Origin of the sequence: Pseudoduganella danionis (genome assembly GCF_009720775.1) — a bacterium.
GTDB classification, from domain to species: Bacteria; Pseudomonadota; Gammaproteobacteria; order Burkholderiales; family Burkholderiaceae_D; genus Rugamonas; species Rugamonas danionis.
In genome coordinates this window covers 568,264-588,827 of record NZ_WNKW01000003.1, presented here as the reverse complement: position 1 = coordinate 588,827, position 20,564 = coordinate 568,264, and the positions used below count along the sequence as shown (strand labels likewise).

15 protein-coding genes are annotated in these 20,564 nt (G+C 61.3%); 6 read left to right on the top strand and 9 right to left on the bottom strand.

The annotated features are described in order from the left end of the window. Positions 1–98: 98 nt before the first annotated feature. Positions 99–851: a 30S ribosomal protein S2 gene (rpsB, locus tag GM655_RS14210; RefSeq protein ID WP_155435292.1), complete on the bottom strand. Its 753-nt coding sequence runs from the start codon at positions 849–851 to the stop codon at positions 99–101. Between the two features lie 368 nt (positions 852–1,219). Between rpsB and GM655_RS14205 the strand changes: the two genes are divergently transcribed. The 6 genes from GM655_RS14205 (at position 1,220) to GM655_RS14180 (ending at position 7,784) form a co-directional block, all read left to right on the top strand. Then, complete coding sequence (locus GM655_RS14205; protein ID WP_155435291.1) at positions 1,220–2,029, top strand: MHFG family PEP-CTERM protein; 810 nt, start codon at positions 1,220–1,222, stop codon at positions 2,027–2,029. Between the two features lie 163 nt (positions 2,030–2,192). Then, positions 2,193–3,002, top strand: a complete 810-nt coding sequence (map, locus tag GM655_RS14200) for a type I methionyl aminopeptidase (protein ID WP_155435290.1) — start codon at positions 2,193–2,195, stop codon at positions 3,000–3,002. Positions 3,003–3,015: 13 nt separating this feature from the next. Continuing rightward, complete coding sequence (locus GM655_RS14195) at positions 3,016–5,598, top strand: [protein-PII] uridylyltransferase (RefSeq protein WP_229632569.1); 2,583 nt, start codon at positions 3,016–3,018, stop codon at positions 5,596–5,598. 47 nt (positions 5,599–5,645) lie between these two features. Further along, complete coding sequence (locus GM655_RS14190) at positions 5,646–6,395, top strand: pseudouridine synthase (RefSeq protein ID WP_196308768.1); 750 nt, start codon at positions 5,646–5,648, stop codon at positions 6,393–6,395. A gap of 165 nt (positions 6,396–6,560) precedes the next feature. After that, entirely contained in the window at positions 6,561–7,343 is a 783-nt protein-coding gene (locus GM655_RS14185; RefSeq protein WP_155435289.1) for a substrate-binding periplasmic protein, read from the top strand. Between the two features lie 9 nt (positions 7,344–7,352). Further along, complete coding sequence (locus tag GM655_RS14180) at positions 7,353–7,784, top strand: hypothetical protein (protein ID WP_155435288.1); 432 nt, start codon at positions 7,353–7,355, stop codon at positions 7,782–7,784. Here the strand turns inward: GM655_RS14180 and GM655_RS14175 are convergent. The 8 genes from GM655_RS14175 to GM655_RS14140 all read right to left on the bottom strand — a co-directional run bounded on the left by GM655_RS14175 (position 7,781) and on the right by GM655_RS14140 (position 20,420). Then, positions 7,781–8,749, bottom strand: a complete 969-nt coding sequence (locus GM655_RS14175; RefSeq protein ID WP_155435287.1) for an ion channel — start codon at positions 8,747–8,749, stop codon at positions 7,781–7,783. The genes GM655_RS14180 and GM655_RS14175 overlap by 4 nt on opposite strands. Before the next feature lie 11 nt (positions 8,750–8,760). Then, a complete protein-coding gene (def, locus tag GM655_RS14170) occupies positions 8,761–9,297 on the bottom strand; it encodes a peptide deformylase (RefSeq protein ID WP_371866815.1) in 537 nt (178 codons plus the stop codon). Next, on the bottom strand, positions 9,294–10,196 hold the full coding sequence (gene galU, locus GM655_RS14165) for a UTP--glucose-1-phosphate uridylyltransferase GalU (protein ID WP_155435286.1): 903 nt from the start codon (positions 10,194–10,196) through the stop codon (positions 9,294–9,296). The genes def and galU overlap by 4 nt, the downstream gene beginning before the upstream one ends. Positions 10,197–10,205: 9 nt before the next feature. Continuing rightward, the gene (gene ligA / locus GM655_RS14160) at positions 10,206–12,545 is read right to left on the bottom strand and encodes an NAD-dependent DNA ligase LigA (protein WP_155435285.1); all 2,340 of its coding nucleotides are present in this window, start codon (positions 12,543–12,545) and stop codon (positions 10,206–10,208) included. Between the two features lie 8 nt (positions 12,546–12,553). Next, entirely contained in the window at positions 12,554–13,684 is a 1,131-nt protein-coding gene (locus GM655_RS14155) for a cell division protein ZipA C-terminal FtsZ-binding domain-containing protein (protein ID WP_155435284.1), read from the bottom strand. Beyond that, positions 13,681–17,208 (bottom strand): chromosome segregation protein SMC, encoded by a 3,528-nt coding sequence (gene smc / locus GM655_RS14150; protein WP_371866813.1) that lies wholly within the window; start codon positions 17,206–17,208, stop codon positions 13,681–13,683. The genes GM655_RS14155 and smc overlap by 4 nt, the downstream gene beginning before the upstream one ends. A 69-nt stretch (positions 17,209–17,277) precedes the next feature. Next, complete coding sequence (locus GM655_RS14145; protein ID WP_155435283.1) at positions 17,278–17,931, bottom strand: phosphatase PAP2 family protein; 654 nt, start codon at positions 17,929–17,931, stop codon at positions 17,278–17,280. 197 nt (positions 17,932–18,128) lie between these two features. Next, positions 18,129–20,420: a DUF1631 family protein gene (locus GM655_RS14140; RefSeq protein WP_371866812.1), complete on the bottom strand. Its 2,292-nt coding sequence runs from the start codon at positions 20,418–20,420 to the stop codon at positions 18,129–18,131. Between the last annotated feature and the right edge of the window lie 144 nt (positions 20,421–20,564).

Here is a 20,564-nt window from a genome sequence, read left to right as displayed (position 1 = left end):
GGGGATGGGGAACGGGTTTTACCGGCTCCACCCAATACGTTAAAAAAAAGGGGGAGCTGTTGGCCACCCCTTTTTCCTTACAGCCTGGTGAGGAACAATTAAGCCTGTTCGTTCACTTCGACGAAATCGTCGCCAGCTGCAGCTTTAACCATTTCAACTACTTCGTTACCGGCAGCAGCACGGCCTTCCAGGATCGCATCTGCTACGCCGCGAGCGTACAGAGTGATGGCTTTGGACGAGTCATCGTTACCTGGAATGACGAATTGCACGCCTTCTGGCGAGTGGTTGGTATCGACCACGCCGATCACTGGGATGCCCAGTTTCGCGGCTTCGGTGATGGCGCCTTTGTGGTAGCCAACGTCCACGACGAAGATTGCGTCAGGAACGCCGCCCATCTCTTTGATGCCGCCGATCGATTTTTGCAGCTTAACCATTTCGCGTTGGAACATCAGCGCTTCTTTTTTCGACAGCTTCTCAACCGAACCGTCTTGCATCGCAGCTTCCATGTCTTTCAGACGCTTGATCGAGGTTTTGATGGTTTTGAAGTTGGTCAGCATGCCGCCCAGCCAACGCTGGTCAACGAAAGGAACGCCTGCGCGTGCTGCTTCAGCAGCAATGATTTCACGAGCTTGACGCTTGGTGCCTACCATCAGGATGGTGCCGCGGTTAGCAGCTACCTGTTTCACGTGCTTCATCGCTTCTTGATACATACCCATCGTCTTTTCCAGATTGATGATATGGATCTTGTTGCGGTGACCGAAGATGAACGGAGCCATCTTTGGGTTCCAGAAACGGGTTTGGTGACCAAAGTGGACACCGGCTTCCAGCATTTCGCGCATAGTTACGGACATATTTAACTCCAGGGTTGGGTCTGGAATCCGATCAGTCACCTTACAGGCACCCTTGTCGACCGGATTCGCTTTTATTAAAAATAAACAACTTGTCTTTACATCTGATTGCCCGAACGGAATTCAAGCAACCCGCTATTCTAGCCCGAAAACAGCCACTTAGGCAATAGCCAGCGCAGCCCTGCGCCCTAGCAAGCCGCTGCTACGGGCCAGAGCGAACCATCACCCGCATCGACGGCAGGAAACTGTTACATATTGAATCTAAATAATTCTGCAAAGGTTATCGAATTGTAATATCATACGGAAAAGTTAAATTGCATCTTGTTAAGAATAAGTTCTTTGATGCATTATTTGCTGCCACGGATAACCATATGTCCATATTCCTTTCTGTTGCCCTCGCTGCCGCCACCCAGTTCCAGCCCGTCTGTTCATGGGACCGACCGGGCGCCAACCCGTACACGGGTAGCACCAGCGCGGCCATCGAACGCTATACCGACATCCCCGAGCAGGTGCGCAAGACGCTCAAGCGGCGCATGGAAGAACACCAATCCGACGATCAGGTCATCATCACGCGCGATGCCATCGTCGGAAAGAACCAGTACGAAGCGACCATCCGCGACATGCATTTCGGTGCAGCCTCCGTATGCACCAGCGTAACGCGCAGCAAATGGTCGGAACGCCGTCAGGAACCAGCGGCCGTGTATTGCGTCGGCGAGCACTGCATTCTGGTGCCCCGCATCTGCGGCAATGTCAGCCGCATCACCCGCCTGCCCGGCACCCGCACTGCCCGTACGACACCACCTGCTGCCCCCGCTAGCGCCGAACGCGTCCTGGGCGACAGCCTGAACGCGCGTGATCTTGGCCTGGCCGATGCGCCGCCACTGGAAGAGATTCCGCTAGACGAGGCTGCGCGACTCGAACGCGAACGCGACCGCGCCTACGCCCAAGTCGCCGAAGTGCTCGATGCCGCGGCCCAGGCCGACAAGGCACAAGCCAGCAACGACTTCGGCGACCGCGACGGCCAGTACGGCCGCCGGCCCTATTGGCCAAAAGACAATCCTGACAATAGCGGCCCCACCCTGCCGGCCACCCCCGTGCCGGAAGCGGATAGCTGGGCCATGCTGCTGGCCGGACTCGCCGTACTAGGCTATGCCGTGCGCCGCCGTCAGCGGCGTAGCTAGGCAGCACCAACAGGGGCGGCAAACCGGCGTCACAAACAGGTGGTAGCCGCCCGCGCACAGCACCCTGCTGCGTCGTTTATAATCCTTACCATCGTGCATGCCGCGCCGGACCATACCGGCTGCCGCCTGCTTTTTGACCGTTTACCTTGCAGATTGTGACCTTATGCCTATTTCCATCAAATCCGCCGAAGACATCGCTGGCATGCGCGTAGCGGGCCGCCTGGGCTCGGAAGTGCTCGACTACATTACGCCCTTCGTCAAAGCCGGCGTGACCACGGGCGAAATCGACCGCCTGTGCCACGAATACATGGTCAATGTGCAGGGCACCATCCCGGCCCCGCTCAACTACTGCCCGCCCGGCTACACGCCGTATCCGAAATCCATCTGCACTTCCGTCAACGACGTGATCTGCCACGGCATCCCCGGCGATAAAGTGCTGAAGAACGGCGACGTGGTCAACCTCGACATCACCGTCATCAAGGATGGCTACCACGGCGACAACAGCCGCATGTTCTTCATCGGCGAACCGTCCATCATGGCCAAGCGCCTGTCCGACATCACTTACGAATGCATGTGGCTGGGCATCGCCAAAGTCAAGCCGGGCGCCTATCTGGGCGACATCGGCCATGCGATCCAGCAGCACGCGGAAAAAGCCGGCTACAGTGTGGTGCGCGAATTCTGCGGCCACGGCATCGGCAAGATCTTCCACGAGGAGCCGCAGGTTCTGCACTACGGCAAACCGGGCACCGGCGAACAACTACAGGCCGGCATGATCTTCACGATCGAACCGATGATCAATGCAGGCAAGCGCGAAATCCGCGAAATGGGCGACGGCTGGACCATCAAAACCAAGGACCGCAGCCTGTCGGCCCAGTGGGAACACACCATCCTCGTCACCGACACGGGCTACGAAGTGCTGACCCTGTCGGCCGGCAGCCTGCCAGCACCCGCATTCATTACCAACGCCGCCTGATCGATCTACCCGGATGAGCACACCAGCGATGAAGAAGGAACTGCGCGAACATCTGAAGCGCCAGTTGAAAGATGAGCGTCAGCAGATCATCGCTGGCTTCCAGGCCGACGGCATGCCGGAGAAGCTGCTGCGCAGCCTGCGCCAGAGCGTCGATGCCGTGCTCACCACGGCATGGTTCGAGGCAGGCCTGCCGGAAAATACCTCGCTGGTCGGGGTGGGCGGTTATGGTCGCGGCGAGCTATTCCCCCAGTCCGACGTCGATCTGCTGATCCTGCTGGAGCAGGCGCCCGACGCCGAAACCACGGCCAAACTCGAAGAACTGGTGCAACTGCTGTGGGATCTGGGTCTCGAAATCGGCCACAGCATCCGCACCGTGGACGAATGCCTGACTGAATCGGCAGCCGACATCACGGTACAAACCAGCCTGCTCGAAGCCCGCCTGATCTGCGGTAATTTGCCGCTGTTCGGTCTGCTGCAAGAGCGCTACCGCGCTGCCATGGACCCGCGCGCCTTCTACCACGCCAAAGTGCTGGAAATGCGGCTGCGCCATGCCAAGTACGAAGACACGGCCTTCAGCCTGGAGCCGAACTGCAAGGAAAGCCCGGGCGGTCTGCGCGACCTGCAGGTGATTCTGTGGATGGTGAAAGCGGCCGGCGTGGCCAATTCGTGGCGCACGCTGGCCACCAGCGGCCTGATTACCCAGACCGAAGCCAAGCAGTTGATGGAAAAGGAGCGCGCCTTCAAGGACATCCGCATCCGCCTGCACCTGCATGCCAAGCGGCGCGAAGACCGTTTGGTGTTCGATGTGCAAACGGCCATCGCCGAATCGCTGGGCCTGCAATCGACGGGCAGCGGCGCCAATATGCGCCGCGCCAGTGAATACCTGATGCAGCGCTACTACTGGGCCGCCAAGACGGTGACCCAGCTCAACATGATCCTGCTGCAAAACATCGAAGAACGGCTGTTCCCCAAACCGGGCGTGACGGTGCGCATCAACGAGCGCTTCAACAATGTCGATGGCCTGATCGATATCAGCGACGACGACACCTTTGCCACTACGCCATCGGCCATGCTGGAAGTGTTTGCGCTGATGACGGAACGCCAGTCGCTGACCGGCATGACTTCGCGCACCCTGCGCGCACTGTGGCACGAGCGCTTCAAGATCGACGCCGAGTTCCGCGCCGATCCGCGCAACCACGCGCTGTTCCTGCGCATCCTGCAGGCGCCGGTCGGCCTGCTGCACGCGCTGCGCCGCATGAACGACTTGTCCATCCTGGGCCGCTACCTGCCCAACTTCCGCAAGATCGTCGGCCAGATGCAGCACGACCTGTTCCACGTCTACACGGTGGACCAGCACATCCTGATGGTGGTGCGCAATATGCGCCGCTTCGCCATGGCCGAACACGCGCACGAATATCCGTTCTGCAGCCAGCTAATGGCCAACTTCCCCACCCCGTGGCTGCTGTATCTGGGCGCGCTATTCCACGATATCGCCAAGGGCCGCGGCGGCGACCACTCCAAACTGGGCACCGTGGACGCGGAACAGTTCTGCCGCGAACACGGCATGAGCGAGGAAGACACCGAGCTGGTGGTGTTCATGGTGGAGCAGCACCTGACCATGTCGCAGGTGGCGCAGAAGCAGGACTTGTCCGATCCCGACGTGATTGCCGCGTTCGCCAATCTGGTCAAGGACGAGCGCCATCTGACGGCGCTGTATCTGCTGACGGTGGCCGATATCCGCGGCACCAGCCCGAAAGTCTGGAATGCGTGGAAGGGCAAGCTGCTGGAAGACCTGTACCGCGTGACGCTGCGCGTGCTGGGCGGCGAACCGCACAGCGCCGACCGCGAACTGAAAAACCGCCAGCAGGAAGCGCTGGCCACGCTGCGCCTGTACGGCCTGCCGCCCGACGCCCATACGGCACTGTGGAAGCAGCTCGACATGGCCTACTTCCTGCGCCACGATGCCGCCGATATCGCCTGGCAGACGCGTGCGCTGTACGACCGCTACGACAGCGACAAGCCGGTAGTCAAATGCCGCCTCGCGCCTATCGGCGAGGGCTTGCAGGTGGCCGTCTACATCAAGGACCAGCCCGACCTGTTCGCGCGCATCTGCAGCTATTTCGACCGCAAGAACTTCAGCATCCTCGATGCCAAGATCCACACCACCCACCACGGCTACGCGCTCGACACCTTCCTCGTGACCGAGCAGAATTTCGCCAATAGCTACCGCGACATCATCAGCCTGATCGAGCATGAGCTGTGCGCGCTGCTGACCAGCGTGGATGAGCTGCCGCCGCCGGGCCGCGGCCGGCTGTCGCGGCTGTCGCGCAACTTCCCTATCCAGCCTACCGTCGATCTGCGTCCCGACGAACGCGGCCAGTACTACCTGCTGTCCATTGCCGCCAATGACCGCACCGGCCTGCTGTATTCGATCGCCAATGTACTGGCCAAGTACAAGATCAATCTGCACACGGCCAAGGTGATGACGCTGGGCGAACGGGTGGAAGACGTATTCCTGATCGACGGTCCCGCGCTGAATGTGGCGCGCAACCAGATCCAGCTCGAAACCGATCTGCTCGAGGCCATCAAGGTTTAATCCACAGCACCGCTGTCCCCCTAAAAATTAGATAAAGAAAACGCATCATGTCCGAAGAATTACTCCGCCTGTCCAAACGCATGTCCGAACTGGGCCTGTGCTCGCGCCGCGAAGCTGACGAATGGATAGCGCGGGGCTGGGTCCGCGTGGACGGCAAAGTCGTCTCCGAACTCGGTAGCAAGGTCTACCCCAGCCAGCGCGTGACGGTCGAACGTCAGGCTGCGGCCGAACAGTCGAAACGCGTCACCATCCTGATCAACAAACCCATGGGCTATGTCAGTGGTCAGGCCGAAGATGGCTACACCCCGGCCGTGGCGCTGATCAAGCCGGAAAACCACTGGGCCGATGACCCGTCACCGGAAATGTTCCACCCTACCCAGCTGCGCTCGCTGGTGCCAGCCGGCCGGCTCGACATCGATTCCGTCGGCCTGCTGGTGCTGACCCAGGATGGCCGTGTCGCCAAACATCTGATAGGCGAAACCACCGACGTCGACAAGGAATATCTGGTGCGGGTGGAATACACCAAGCCCGGTAAGCTGCCCGACAGCGATCTGAAAAAACTCAACCACGGCCTGTGGATGGACGGCAAACCGCTGTTGCCGGCCAAAGTACGCTGGCAGAATGACGACCAGCTCAGCTTTACGCTGCGCGAAGGCAAGAAGCGCCAGATCCGCCGCATGTGCGACATGGTAGGCCTGAAAGTAGTGGGCCTGAAGCGGGTCCGCATAGGCAAAGTTAAACTGGGCGATCTGCCCGTGGGCCAGTGGCGCTACCTGCGTGCCGACGAGCAGTTCTAGGCTGCCCCGTCTACGGGCAGCCACGCACGTGCCAGATTTAACCTTTTAAACGAAAAATTTTACATTTTGTCATTTTGCAACCGATTGCTTCATGCTAGGATGGGTAAAAACCACCTAGCATGAAGCAATCGGATAATGGCGAGTGCGGCGCACACAATTCTGGCCTTGATACTGAGCAGCTGCGCAGCGCTGGCCCAGGCAGCCGACATCGCCGTCACGCTGTATGCCGATGCCGGCTACCCACCCTATTCCTACGAAAAAAACGGCAAGCCGGCCGGCTTGTACTACGAGATCGTCAGCACGGCCGTCAAGCGTTTGCGCGGCTACAAGGTCGAAATCCAGCCCGTGCCATGGAAGCGCGGCATGAGCCTGCTGAAATCCGGCAATGGTTTCGCGCTCTACCCGCCCTATCACAACACCCACGACGAACCATGGACCTGGCCATATTCGCTGCCGCTGTTCGAAGAAAAAGTCGTGGCCATCTGCCGCAAGGATGTGCTGGCCGCCAAAGCCCGCAAGCGCTGGCCGGAAGACTTTTACGGCCTCACCATAGGCAATAACGCCGGCTTCATCGTCGGTGGCGAAAGCTTCGAGGCCGCCATCCGCGACGGCCGGTTGAAAATGGAAGAAGGCAAAGATGTCGCCACCAACCTCGTCAAACTGGGCTTGAAGCGCATCGATTGCTACATCAACGACCGCATCGCCATCCAGTGGACACTCAAGCAGCTCAAGGCCGAAGGCCGCTACGACGAAGGCCGCACCCATGCCGAACTGGCCGAAGCGCTGGTGATCGCCACCGAACAGGGTTTTCTCGGCTATACGGAGCGCGACAATGGCCGCTACACTTACAAGACGGATTTCGTCAGACAGTTCGATAGCATCATCTACCAGATGAAGCGGAACGGGGAAATTGATACCATAGCGCGTAACTTCTTTAAAACGCACTAAACGGTTTCCATGCCTGCTGCGCCACCCTTCCCGCTCCGTAAGGAATGCCCGCCCGGCGCCTGCGACTGCCAGCGCGACGAGCTGCTCGCGCAATGGTGCGAGCGGCCGGACAGCACTGATATCCGCATCATGCAGCTCACGCGCGAAGAGGAAAAGCACCTGATCGCCCGCATCGAAGCCATGGGCAGCTATGCCGATCTGCGCCGCATCGAGCAGCGGCTGCATGAACTACTGGGCGTGCAACTGACGATTACACCGAGCGTGAACGGCGTGCGTACGGTGATGGGCCTGCAGATCCGGCTGGCGCCCCAGCCGGGCCTGTGCCGCCGCACGCGCGAAGCCGTACCGGCCGCCGTGCGGCGCTGTCTGTCCAGCCATCCGGAAATCGTCTACGCCCTGCTCGATGCGGGCGACCTGCTCGGTGGGGCGGGCCAGCTTTAGCCTGGGTGGGCCAATGCGGCACCCGGCATATTGCCACCATCGGAGCCGTCCGGATAGATGTCGTGGAACTTGCTGTAATCGAGGATGCGCACATTCCCTTCCAGCTTGTCGGACATGATGTCGGCAAAGTGGTGGTTGTAGAAAATGTGGTCGGCCGAATAGGTCTGGCGTGCGTGCACGAAATCATTCAGCGTATCGTCCGTACCCGTCAGCAGCACCGACAGCGTGGCCGCTTCGCGCAGCAGATCGTCCTGCGTTTTGCCCCACAACGGGCTGGATTCGTCGATGCGGTGCAAAATGGTCCAGGTCAGCGCAAATACCCCGGTAGTTTCCCGTTCCAGCTCGAGGTCGTAAAAGCGCGTGAACAACTGGCCTTCCTGCGTCATTTCGCGCCGGATCAGCGAGGCGCGCACGGAAGCTTCCAGTATCAGGTTGCCGCGCTCGTTACCGGCACGCAGCATCAGCGTCGGCACGCCATTGAAAGGCGTAATCACGGCCACATCGGAAAACAGGATGCGTGAAGTGGGGCGCGAAAAGCGCGCAAACAGCAGGCCTGTGACCACGGCGATCTGCACCATGCCGAACAGGATTTCCGTCGATGCCACCAGATGGCCATAGGTGGAACCGGGGTTCATATAGCCATAGCCCACCGTGGCCAGTGTCTCGATGGAGAAGAACAGCGCATCGGGGAAGTAGCCGGGCCGGGCGTTGGCGATAGACCCGGGCACGGCAAAGAAGGCCGCGGCAAAGAACAGATTGGTGAGCAGGTAGCTGACCCCGATCAGGGTGAAGAAGTTGGGCCAGCTCAGCGTGAGCATCCAGTGGTAGACGTCGCCCCAGTACCAGCGCGCAACGCCGACCCGCTTGATCTTCGAGGTCCCCATCTGGAATACCCCGCGCTCGCTACCCACCTTGGGGCGGGCAGCTTTCTGCACGGGGATGCGCACTGGGCCTTGCTGGTTCATGCGGCTTTTCCTTAATCGTCGTCGTTGGGGTCGAGGTCGGGGAACATCACTTCGGTATAGCCGAAGCGGGAAAAATCACGGATACGCATAGGGTACAGGATACCCAGCAGATGGTCGACTTCATGCTGCACCACACGCGCGTGGAAGCCGTCCACTTCGCGCAGGATGGGCTGATTGTACTGGTCCACGCCCTGATAGCGCAGGCGGGTGTAGCGCGGCACACTGCCGCGCAGGCCCGGCACGGACAGACAGCCCTCAAAGCCCTCTTCCTGCTCGTCCGACAGCGGCGTCAGCACCGGATTGATCAATACTGTTTCCGGCACTTGCGGCGCGTCCGGATAGCGCAGATTCTGTTTGAAACCGAAGATCACCAGTTGCAGATTGACGCCTATCTGCGGCGCGGCCAGCCCGGCGCCGTTGGCCGCATGCATGGTGTCGAACATGTCGGAGATCAGCGTGCGCATCGCCGGCGTGTCGAACTCCGTCACCGGCTCGGCCACCCGCAGCAAGCGCGGGTCGCCCATCTTCAGTATCTCGCGCACTGTCACTTGGAAGCTCCGTCTTCGATCAGGCCGTGCATATCGCGCAGGAACTTGCAGTACTCGCTGCCCGTTTCCGGGTGTTTCAGTCCCATGGCCGTCATGGCTTTCAGGTAGCCCAGCTTGGACCCGCAGTCGTAGCGCGTGCCGTCATAGCGGTAAGCCAGCACCCGTTCATCCTTCATCAGCGCGGCAATGCCGTCGGTCAGCTGGATTTCGCCGCCCGTGCCGGTGCCCAGGTTTTCCAGATAGTTGAAGATGCGGCCGGACAGCACATAGCGCCCCACCACGGCCAGCGTGGACGGTGCATCTTCCGGTTTCGGTTTCTCGACGATGCCATGCACCAGTTCCAGCTTGGGCTGGTAGGCCGATGCGCTGACGATGCCATACTGGCGCGTGGCTGCGCGCGGGACTTCCTGCACGGCCAGTATGCTGCAGCGCTCGTAGGCATGCAGCGCCGTCATCTGCGCCAGCACGGGCGCCACGCCTTCCGCCGTATCCATGAAGTCATCGGCCAGCAGCACGGCAAACGGCTCGTCGCCAATGATGGGACGGGCACACAGCACGGCATGCCCCAGGCCCAGCGGCTCGGACTGACGGATGTAGATGCAGTTGACGTGCTTGGGGATCACATTGCGCACCAGTTCCAGCAGTGCCTGTTTATTGGCGGCTTCCAGTTCCGCTTCCAGCTCGTAAGCCTTGTCGAAGTGGTCTTCGATGGCGCGCTTGTTACGGCCCGTGATGAACACCATTTCCGTAATACCGGCTGCTACCGCTTCTTCCACTGCGTACTGGATCAGCGGCTTGTCCACGATGGGCAGCATCTCTTTCGGCTGCGCCTTGGTGGCGGGCAGGAAGCGGCTACCGAGACCGGCCACTGGAAAAACTGCTTTGGTAATCTTCGACATCGTAGTGTGTTATCCCTGTGCGGAGAGCAGTGCCAGCAGCCCTGCTTCGTCAATAATGGTTACTTCCAGATCCTGTGCCTTGGCCAGCTTGCTGCCGGCGTCGGCGCCTGCCACCAGATAATGGGTTTTCTTGGAAACGGAACCCGAAACTTTGCCGCCCTGTGCTTCGATCATAGCGCCAGCCTGATCGCGGCTCAAGCTGGGCAGCGTCCCCGTCAGCACAAAGGTCTTGCCCGTCAGCGGCCCTTCTGCAACAGCTTCGGGCAACTGGGCCAGCAGGTCGTTGCGTAAATGATCTAGCGCAATCAGCTGTTCACGGTGGCCTTCCTGCCGCATCCAGTGTTCCAGCGACTCGGCCACGCCGGCCGGCAGGCCGAACACATTGAACACTGGCAGATGAGCCAGCACCTGCAAGGTCACATCCTGCTCTACCAGCTGCTTGCAGCGCGCTTCGGTCAGCTTGGGGATGCCCAGCGCCGCCATCAGCTTGACGGGATCGAGCTTCTCGCGCAGCTTGGCGCTAGGCGCATGCTCGCCTTGCGGCGCCACACCAGCCGCCAGCAGCGCATCGATGGCTTCCTGATTCTTAGGCTCGGCAAAGAACTCGGCGATGGAATCGGCTACCACGCCGCCAATATCAGGCAGTACGCGCAGCAGCGCGCTCGGTACGCGGCGGATCAGATCAAAGCGGCCCAGCCATTCGGCCAGCGTCTTGCCGGTCGATTCGCCCACATGGCGTATGCCCAGCGCGAACAGCAGGCGTTCCAGCGGCGGGTTGCGGCTGGCGGCTATCGCTTCCAGCAGGTTTTCCGCCCACTTGGTGGCTACCTTACCCTGCACCACGGTTTCCGGCGTGGTGCCGTCACGCTCGTCGGCCAGGCGCTTCATTTCCAGCAGATCGTCCAGCGTCAGTGCATACAGGTCGGCCACGCGCTGTACCTTGCCATGCTCGACCAGATTGTCGATATAGCGGTCGCCCAGACCTTCGATATCCATCATGCGGCGACCCGCGAAGTGGCGGATGGCTTCCTTGCGCTGGGCCGAGCAGAACAGACCACCCGAGCAGCGCGCTATCGCTTCGCCTTCTTCGCGCACCACATGCGAGCCGCACACGGGGCAGGTACGCGGCAGCACATACATGGCCGGTTCCGGCTGCGGGCGGCGCTCGAGCACCACGGACAGCACTTCCGGTATCACGTCGCCGGCGCGGCGCACAATCACCGTATCACCCACGCGCACATCCTTGCGCCGTACTTCGTCTTCGTTATGCAGCGTCGCGTTGGTCACATTGACGCCGCCGACAAACACCGAAGCCAGCCGCGCTACCGGCGTGATCGCACCCGTACGGCCCACCTGCACTTCGATCGCCAGCACCGTGGTCAGCGCTTCTTCGGCGGGGAATTTATGGGCCAGCGCAAAACGCGGCGCGCGCGACACAAAGCCCAGCGTACGCTGGTCCTGCAGCAGATTGGCCTTGTACACCACGCCGTCGATTTCATACGGCATGGTCGGACGCGCCGCACCGATACGGGCGTAGTAGGCCATCAAGCCTTCATAACCGCGCACTACCGCGCCCTCTTTTGCCACGGGCAGGCCCAGCGTGCGGTACCAGTCCAGCAGCGCCGAGTGCGACAGCGGCATCGGTGCACCTTCCAGTGCCCCCACGCCGTAGGCGAAGAAGCTCAGCTTGCGCTGCGCCGTGATGCGCGAATCGAGCTGGCGCAAGCTGCCCGCTGCCGCATTGCGCGGATTGACGAATTCCTTCTGCCCTGCATCGCGCTGGCGCGCATTGAGCGCTTCGAAGTCGGCTTTAAACATCAGCACTTCGCCGCGCACATCCAGCACAGCCGGCGGCGTATCCGTGTTCAGACGCAGCGGAATGCTGCGGATGGTGCGGATATTGGTCGTGACGTCTTCACCTGTATAACCATCGCCGCGCGTCGCAGCCTGCACCAGCAGGCCGTGTTCGTAACGCAGATTGATGGCCAGCCCGTCGTATTTGACTTCGGCCGCATATTCCACCGCAGCGGCGGCATCCAGCCCTTCGCGCACGCGGCGATCGAAGTTCTCGATATCGTCGTCGGTGAAGCCATTATTCAGCGACAGCATGGGTACGCTGTGGGTGACCTGATCGAACTGGGGCAGCGGCGCTGCGCCTACGCGCTGCGTGGGCGAATCGGGCAAGGCCCATTGCGGATGGGCCGCTTCCAGTTGCTGCAGTTCGATGAACAGGCGGTCATACTCGGCGTCGGGGATGGTCGGTGCATCCTCGACGTGATAGGCGTGCAGATGGCGGTTCAGCTCTGCGCTCAGAGCGGCTATGCGCGCCTGAAAATCTACTTCGGTCATGCTACTTCCTAGCTAAACAGACGCAGCGCCCGTGCCGAACCGGCCGGAATCTCGGCGTCGTTCATTTCGGTGTAGAAGTCCTGTACCTGACCGGCGATTTCTTCCAGCGAGGCATCGGACAGCGGCTGGTTGTAATCGTCGACGATGGTCGCGTCCAGACGCGTCATCAGCGAGCGGGCGCAAGCCACCATGGCACCGAAACCGTCGCGCGCCGGGGCCACGCATGGCACGTCCAGCAGCAGCGTCAGGCGCGCAGTGGTTTCTTCGGCCAGCGTGACATTGGTGGACAGGCTGAACAGGCTACCGCCCTCGCCGTCCGGCATCACGTAACGGCCATCGGGACGTACGTCAAAGCCCTGCTTTTCCAGCGCGCCGATCAGGGTCGCAATCGCCCATGGTGCCCCGTTCGATTGCAGGTTCACACCCAGCTGGGCGTCGTGGCTGGCCACGAAGCGGTGCAGATTGCGTGCCTCCGCCATCACTTCTATCATGTCCGGCACTTCCGGCTCGGCGCCGATTTCGTCGGCCATGGCACGCAGGCGCGTGACCAGTTCCGAGTATTCCAGTTCGTTCAGCGCGGTAGTGCGGCTGGCTAGCTGTACGCCGCCCTGCAGCTTGGTGTACACGCCACCGTGCACAATCGGTTCCCACTCGCCAGCAACGCTGTAGCCGATGAAGTGCACGGGCTTGTTGCCAGCCATGCGCAGGGTCTGCAGCACGGGCAGCAGCTTGTCGCCACGGGCAGCGCTTTCCAATGCCAGCGGCAGCAGGCAATCGATCTGCGGGTCGACCAGCGCCAGCGCTGCTTCGGCACGGGCATTGCGCGCCGCTTCGGCCGCCTCGTTCGCGGCCCGCTCGGCTGCTTCGCCATCCAGCCCTGCGGCCACGGCTTCCAGCGCGGCGGCGGCAGCGGAAGCTTCGCCGCCAGCCAGTCCCGGTGCATCCTCGTCGGTAGAGAAGCTAGGCTCGTGGCGCGTGGCTGGCACCTCGCCGACGCGCATCAGCACATCGTCGTGGTCGTTGGCAAAGGCCCGGTCCACGCTCTTGCGGGCGCGGTATTCCTGAATTTTGTTGTAGCTGTAAACACCGGCGACGAATACGCCGGCTATGCCGATTAAGCTCAGTTGTAGGTCTGTCATGCTGCTTGTGCCTCAGTAGCAAAATTGGCAGCGGATTCCATATCCACCGCCACAATGCGCGATACGCCCTGCTCTTGCATCGTCACACCGATCAGTTGATTGGCCATCTCCATCGCAATCTTGTTGTGCGAGATGAAGAGGAATTGGGTCTGGTCAGACATGCGTTTGACCATCCTGCAAAAACGTTCAGTATTGGCGTCGTCCAGCGGTGCATCGACTTCGTCGAGCAGGCAGAACGGCGCCGGATTCAGGCGGAACATCGAGAACACCAGCGCCGTCGCCGTCAGGGCTTTTTCGCCGCCCGACAGCAGATGGATGGTGGCGTTCTTCTTGCCCGGCGGCTGTGCCATCACCTGCACGCCGGAGTCGAGTATCTCGTCGCCCGTCATGATCAACTTGGCCTGTCCACCGCCGAACAGGATAGGGAACAGCTCCGAGAAGTGGCCGTTGACGCGGTCAAACGTATCCTGCAGCAGATCACGGGTTTCCTTGTCGATGCGGGTGATCGCATCTTCCAGCGTATTGATGGCTTCCGTCAGGTCGGCATTCTGCATATCGAGGAAGTTCTTGCGCTCCGATGCCGTAGCCAGTTCTTCCAGCGCGGCCAGATTAACGGCGCCCAGCATGGCGATGGCATTGGTCAGGCGCGTGACTTCACCCTGCAGATACGAAGCCTTCATATCGGGATGCAGCTTCTCCGCCAGCGCCGCCTCGTCGGCCTGCGCTTCCACCAGTTGTGCCGCGTACTGCTCCAGATTCAGGCGCGCAGCCTGTTCCTTGAGCTGCATTTCCATGATCTTGTCGCGCTGCGGTTGCAGTGCGCGTTCGGTCGACATGCGGCCTTCTTCGAACATGCGCAGTTGCTGGGCGATCTGGTCCAGTTCATGACGTGCGTCCGACAAGGCTTTTTCCTGCGCCGTACGGCGATCCAGCAAGTCCTGCAGCCCATCATGACTCTGGCCCGACTCGAGACTGGCCAGTTCCTGCTGGCCCGCTTCCAGACTGTGCGTGACCTGCGCCACCTGCGCGCTGGCGGTAGCAATCGCACGGCGGTATTCCTCGATCTTGCTACGCTGCGACTTCTCGGCAAACCGGGCTTCCTGCGCGGCCCGTTCCAGATCGCGCAGCGCTTCGCGCGCGTCGGCCAGCCGCTGTTCCTTTTCCATGAACACGGTCTGCTGGTCTTCGTGCTCGCCCTGCAGATTGCCCAGTTCCATATCGAGCTGCTCGAATTTCTCTTCCGATTCCAGCTTGATCTGGGTCTGTTCCTCTTCCTGTGCAGCGATTTCGGCCAGATCGGCTTCCAGCTGGCCGCTGCGCTGCTTGAAGCGCGCTTCCACCTCGGCCGCCTTGACCACTTCCAGCTGCAGCGTGTGCACGCTGGCCTGCAGGCTTTGCAGCTTGGCGCGGTACTCGGCTAGCTGGCGCGTCAGATTGCTGACGGCAGCATCGGCACGCACGGCACGCGCACGCGCTTCGTCGGCCAGCATCTGCTGGGCGCGCAACTGCTTGGTGATGTTTTCGATTTCTTGCTGGCGTCCCAGCATGCCATCCTGCTCCGAATCGGCTGCGTAAAAGCGCACGCTGCCCGGCGTAATCGCATGGCCCTGACGCGTGACGAAGCAGCCGCCAGCAGGCAGTTGCGCGCGGCGGGCAAACGCACTGGCCGCATCTTCCGCCAGATACACGTTGTGCAGCCAATCCTGCAGCAAGGCGCGCAGCGATGGGTCATTCAGTTTGAGCAGGCTGATGAACGGCGTCAGCCCCGCCACTTCCGCCATCTGTGACGGCTGCGCGTTCGATGGTGCGAACAATGCCAGCTTGGCTGGTGGCGCATCGTTGAAGAAGGCCTGTGCCCATTCGATGTTCGACATCTGCAAAGCCTGCATGCGTTCGCGCAGCACGGCTTCCAGCGCATTTTCCCAGCCTTCTTCGATATGCAGTTTCTGCCACAGGCGCGGCAGCGTATCGAGTTCGTGCTTCTGCAGCCATGGCGTGACCTTGCCTTGCGACTGCACGCGCTCCTGCATCTGGCGCAGCGCATTCAGGCGCGCTTCCAACTGGGCGTTGGTGGCCGTCTCGGTCTGCACCTGCTGCTGCGCCAACTGGCGTTCCGCTTCGAGCTGCGGCTGCTGTTCCAGCGCCTCTTCCAGCAGCATATTCTGCTCTTCCAGCGCCTGCTGCTTTTCTTCTAGCTGCAGACGCAGGTTTTCCAGATGCGCACTATCGGGCAGGCTCAAACCATTTTTTTCCTGCTGCAGCCGTTCGCGCCGCATCGCCAGCCCGTTCAGGATGTTGTTGGCGTTGCGCTGATGGGCCGATTCCAGTTCCAGTTGCTGCTGCGCCTGCATGATGCGGGCGCGCGATTCCACGCTCTGCGTCTGCGCTTCGCGCCACGTCTGTTCCAGCATGGGCAACGACTCGGCCTTTTGCTCGGCCATCATCTGCGCCTGTTCCACCTTGGCCGACAGTTCTTCCAGCGTGAATTCGCCTTCTTCGATCTGGCCCGCATATTCGCTGGCCTGCTGCTGCCACTGGTCGCGCTGGGCCGTCAGTGCAGCCAACTGGGCCTGCAGACGGGTACGCGATTCGACGACGAATTTGATCTGTGCTTCCAGACTGCCGATTTCCGCATTGGTCTGGTACAGATGGCCTTGCGCCGTATGCAGATGATCACCCGCAGCAAAGTGCGCCTGCCGCGTCTGTTCCAGCGACAGTTCCACATTACGCAGCCTGGCCGTCTGTTCTTCGAGCTCGTTCTGCGCCAGTTCCACTTCGCGGAAATACTTCTTTTGCTCGTTCTCCGCCTCGATCTTGCGCAGCAACCACAGCAGCTTCTGCTTTTCCTCCTGATCGGCCTGCAACTGGTGGAACTTGGTGGCCACGGCCGCCTGCCCTTCCAGCTTTTCCAGATTGGTATTCAGTTCGCGCAGGATGTCTTCCACGCGCAGCAGGTTTTCGCGCGTGTCGTGCAGGCGATTTTCCGTCTCGCGCCGGCGTTCCTTGTACTTGGACACCCCGGCCGCTTCTTCCAGAAACACGCGCAGCTCTTCCGGCCGCGATTCGATGATGCGGCTGATCATGCCCTGACCGATAATCGCGTAAGCGCGTGGCCCCAGCCCCGTACCGAGGAAGATATCCTGAATATCACGCCTCCGCACGGGCTGGCCGTTGATGTAGTAGGTCGAAGTGCCGTCGCGCGTCAGCGTGCGCTTGACGGCGATTTCTGCGTACTGGCCCCACTGGCCGGCCGCCTTGCCCGCATTGTTATCGAACACCAGTTCGACGGAAGCGCGCCCGGCCGGCTTGCGGTGAGTCGAGCCATTGAAAATCACGTCCTGCATGGACTCGCCACGCAGTTCCGACGCCTTGGATTCGCCCAGCACCCAGCGTACGGCATCGATAATATTCGATTTGCCGCAGCCATTAGGACCGACTACGCCTACCAGTTGACCCGGCACCTGAAAATTGGTGGGATCAACGAAAGACTTAAATCCCGACAATTTGATGGAAGAAAGACGCACGTTGTTATCTGGTGTTTAGGCTGGAAAACTTCACAATAATACCATTTTGCACTCTGAATCAGGCCATTTTCACTGGGAAAACCCCGCTGAAGAGGAGTGCCGCAAGCTTTTCGGCTTGTGCCAGATGGAACGGGTATAGGTCTGGTCGCGGCCCGACAAATGCATTGCCAGTTGTGCAATCCATTGCTCCGCCGGCACCGGCTCCACGCGCGGCGCAATCAGCACGATAGGTAGGCACATCAGCAACAGCCAGCGGCTCATCGCCATATGCTGCTGCACGCTGGCATACCAGATGAAGCTGACGGCCACCAGCAGCCCCAGTATGCAGCCAGTCACCGACTCCGACACGGAGTGCGCTTCGACATACACCCGGGAAACTGCGATCAGCACGGCCAGCGCCACGCCGGCTGCCGTCGCAGCCACGCGCCATGGCAGCGCGCGGGTGCGCACCAGCAGAAAGAACGCGACCGGGAACACAGCCGCCGCCCGCATGGCGTGGCCACTGAAGCCGGCAAACTCCACCGCTTCCACGCCCACGCCCCAGCCCATAAAGGCCACTTTGGTGGCGACCACCAGCGCCATGCCGGCACCAAACAGCGCGCACCATGCCGCCGTCAGATGCCAGGAGCGGCCCGCTACCAGCCAGATGGCAATCGCCACACCTATCGGCCCCGTTACTGCCAGACTGCCCACCATACTGAGGCCATGCCACCACATCATCATTCCGCTCGCCCTATCGCTGTCTTATCTATCACCGTTGAACGGGCACCCGCAGGCGCCCGCGACACCCAAGCAGGCCAAGGCCATCATTAAAACACAAGCAATAGTAAAACACGTAGAAATTGCTGTGTATCAATAGTTAGCGTCGATACTGCTAGCGTGACATATTTTCATTAAGACAACATGAAATGCGGCGAAATTCAGGCAGCGCGGGCCAGTGCCTGGTGGAGTGCGCCACTGACGACATCCGTGTCGCAGACGATGCGGACGCTGCCCGTATCAAAGCGCTGGGCCAGTTCGTCTGCGCTCAGGGAATACGCTTCCTGGCGGCTGGCTGTGGCAAAAATGTACAGGCTGCGCAGAGGGCTGACCCAGGCCAGCTTGACTTGCTGGCTGGCCGCACCGGGCTGATCGAACTCCAGCCACATGCCCCGTTGCAGACTTGCCACATCGTCACTGAGACGCATGGCTTGCGCCCCTGCGAGCATGACGTCGGGCGGCAGGACAGCGGCGCGCTGCAGCGCGTCGCCCTTGCCGGCAGCAATCGCCAGTTCGAGCTGGCGTTCGGGATTGAGTTCCAATGGCGCACGCACGATGGCAGCATGACACTCGGCCAGCTCGGCAAAGAACTGCACCCGTTCCTCGCCCTGCCATTGCACCAGATCCAGCCATTTATTCAAAGCGCCCAGCAGGGCTGGCAATTTCAGCAACAAGCGCTTGCGCTCGTGCACATTGAGTTTGGGCTGCACGCTCCACAGCAGCTCGTCCATGGCACAGGTGGCGTGATCGATCGCGCCGGACTTTTCATCTTCGATGCGGTAGGCAAACGCCAGCACCTCAATCCAGCGCTGCGACAGGAAATCATGCACCAGCGCCATCACGTCCGCGCCATCCAGCCGCGCCGCCAGCGCCGCCTCGGCCTGCCGGCGCGCCACCAGCGCTTTTTCCTGCTTGAGGGCGGCGGCGATGGGCGCAGCCATGCGCTCCGCCTCCTGCTGCTCGTGTGCGGCCAATGTGGCTTCCAGCTCATCCACGGCAGTGGCAAACGCGGCCGCTTCTTCTGAACTATCGCGCCCTACCCGCTCCACGCTGCGCTGCATGGCTTGCAGGCGCCCCGCATCGGGCACCATGCGCTGTTCCCAGCCCAGTCGCGACAGCAGATCGATCAGCTTGCGCGCCGGGTGCTGGTCCTGGAAGAAGAATTGCTGATCCATCAGTGCCGCCTTGAGCACGGGGATTTGCAGCAGCAGCATCAGATCGCGGATTTCCTGCGCGATGTTGTGATCGCGGAACACGGTTTCGAACACGGCGGACAGCAGATCGATCGTGCCTTCATCGGCACGGCTCAGACTGCCCCGTGGCAGACCGGCCTTCAGCTGGGGCAGATAGAAAATCTGCGCACCACCCGTGCTGGCTGCCGCTACGCCAGCAGTGCTCATAGCTGCGCCCACCTTGCCTCCCGCCATGGCGCCAGCGGCTGAATCCGCAGCAACGCCAGCGGCACCAGCAGCCTCGGCCGGCGACACGGGCATGCGCGGCCACTGCGCCAGATAGGCCAGCAGGGCTGACGGCGCGGCCGCTGTTGCCGCGCCGCCTCCGGCTCCGGCTACGTCTCCTGCCGTGCTGCGGGCCGGACCGGCCGCGAAGAACTGGCGCAGTTTGTGCGCCAGCTCGGAACGGTCGGCATGGCTAGCGTGCTTGCCATGGGCAGCCTGGGTGCTACGGGCGTCATGGCCAGTTTGGACAGCATGCGTGGCGCGCCCAGCAAAGTGCTCAGGCCGGCGTGCCGATGGCGCCAGCACGGCATCTGCCGCGCCCTGAAAAGCTTCAGGTGGCAGGGTCGCAACACTGACATCGACCGGCGCTACAGGAGCGGCCGAGGTGTCCGGCCGCTGGGCCAGATGACGCTGCAGGCAGACATGCAGCGCCTCGAGCACGGGCGCAAGATCGAGAAAAACCTCTGGCTGGCATAGTTCGCCCAAGCCCAGCGCAGCCGCATCTTCCTGCCCGAATTCCTGCCACGCCTGCCATATGGCGGCCAGAAAGACTTCTGGACGGAAAGGCAACTGAGCCAGTCTCAGCGTATCGCGCTGGAACAGCCGGGCCAAGCCACCGTTCAGGCTTTGCAGAGCCGCCGCATGGCGCACTTCGAAAGGTTTGGCCAGACCGGCCATGGCCAGTTGCTGATCCATCTCCTCAAAAGGCACCAGCGACAAAGACAGTTCGACCGCCTGACGGGCAGTTGAAGCCGGAGCCGGCGCTGGTGCCAGTGCCGCCATCTCGCGCCGCAAGGCTTGCTCCAACGCGCCACTGGCCATAGGCAGGAAAGCATATTGTCGCTGGCGCAGTTGATTGCCGGCGCGCAGACGCGCCTGCACCGCTTCGGGCTGTACCGCGCTGCCATCGAGCAGGCACTGGGTCAGCCGCTGCACCAGCCCCAGCAACTGCCCTTCGGCCTGCTGTCGCGCCAGTGCAATCAGCTCCTCCAGCACGGCATGGCGTGCTGAAACGGCTCGCTGTCTAGCGTTCGATGATATGGAAATTGCAACCATGGCCGGTTATTTCTGCCTTAATCTGTCCTACCATCATTCTGGCACATTATTTCCACATGGCAATAGCATCAAGGCATTTCTGCA

Bases quoted from the DNA above. Each gene is read 5' to 3' on its own strand.
- map (WP_155435290.1), top strand. From the start codon at position 2,193: ATGCCTATTTCCATCAAATCCGCCGAAGACATCGCTGGCATGCGCGTA.
- GM655_RS14195 (WP_229632569.1), top strand. From the start codon at position 3,016: ATGAGCACACCAGCGATGAAGAAGGAACTGCGCGAACATCTGAAGCGC.
- GM655_RS14190 (WP_196308768.1), top strand. From the start codon at position 5,646: ATGTCCGAAGAATTACTCCGCCTGTCCAAACGCATGTCCGAACTGGGC.
- rpsB (WP_155435292.1), bottom strand. From the start codon at position 851: ATGTCCGTAACTATGCGCGAAATGCTGGAAGCCGGTGTCCACTTTGGT.
- ligA (WP_155435285.1), bottom strand. From the start codon at position 12,545: ATGACCGAAGTAGATTTTCAGGCGCGCATAGCCGCTCTGAGCGCAGAG.
- galU (WP_155435286.1), bottom strand. From the start codon at position 10,196: ATGTCGAAGATTACCAAAGCAGTTTTTCCAGTGGCCGGTCTCGGTAGC.
- GM655_RS14205 (WP_155435291.1), top strand. From the start codon at position 1,220: ATGTCCATATTCCTTTCTGTTGCCCTCGCTGCCGCCACCCAGTTCCAG.
- GM655_RS14180 (WP_155435288.1), top strand. From the start codon at position 7,353: ATGCCTGCTGCGCCACCCTTCCCGCTCCGTAAGGAATGCCCGCCCGGC.
- GM655_RS14155 (WP_155435284.1), bottom strand. From the start codon at position 13,684: ATGACAGACCTACAACTGAGCTTAATCGGCATAGCCGGCGTATTCGTC.
- GM655_RS14175 (WP_155435287.1), bottom strand. From the start codon at position 8,749: ATGAACCAGCAAGGCCCAGTGCGCATCCCCGTGCAGAAAGCTGCCCGC.
- GM655_RS14145 (WP_155435283.1), bottom strand. From the start codon at position 17,931: ATGATGATGTGGTGGCATGGCCTCAGTATGGTGGGCAGTCTGGCAGTA.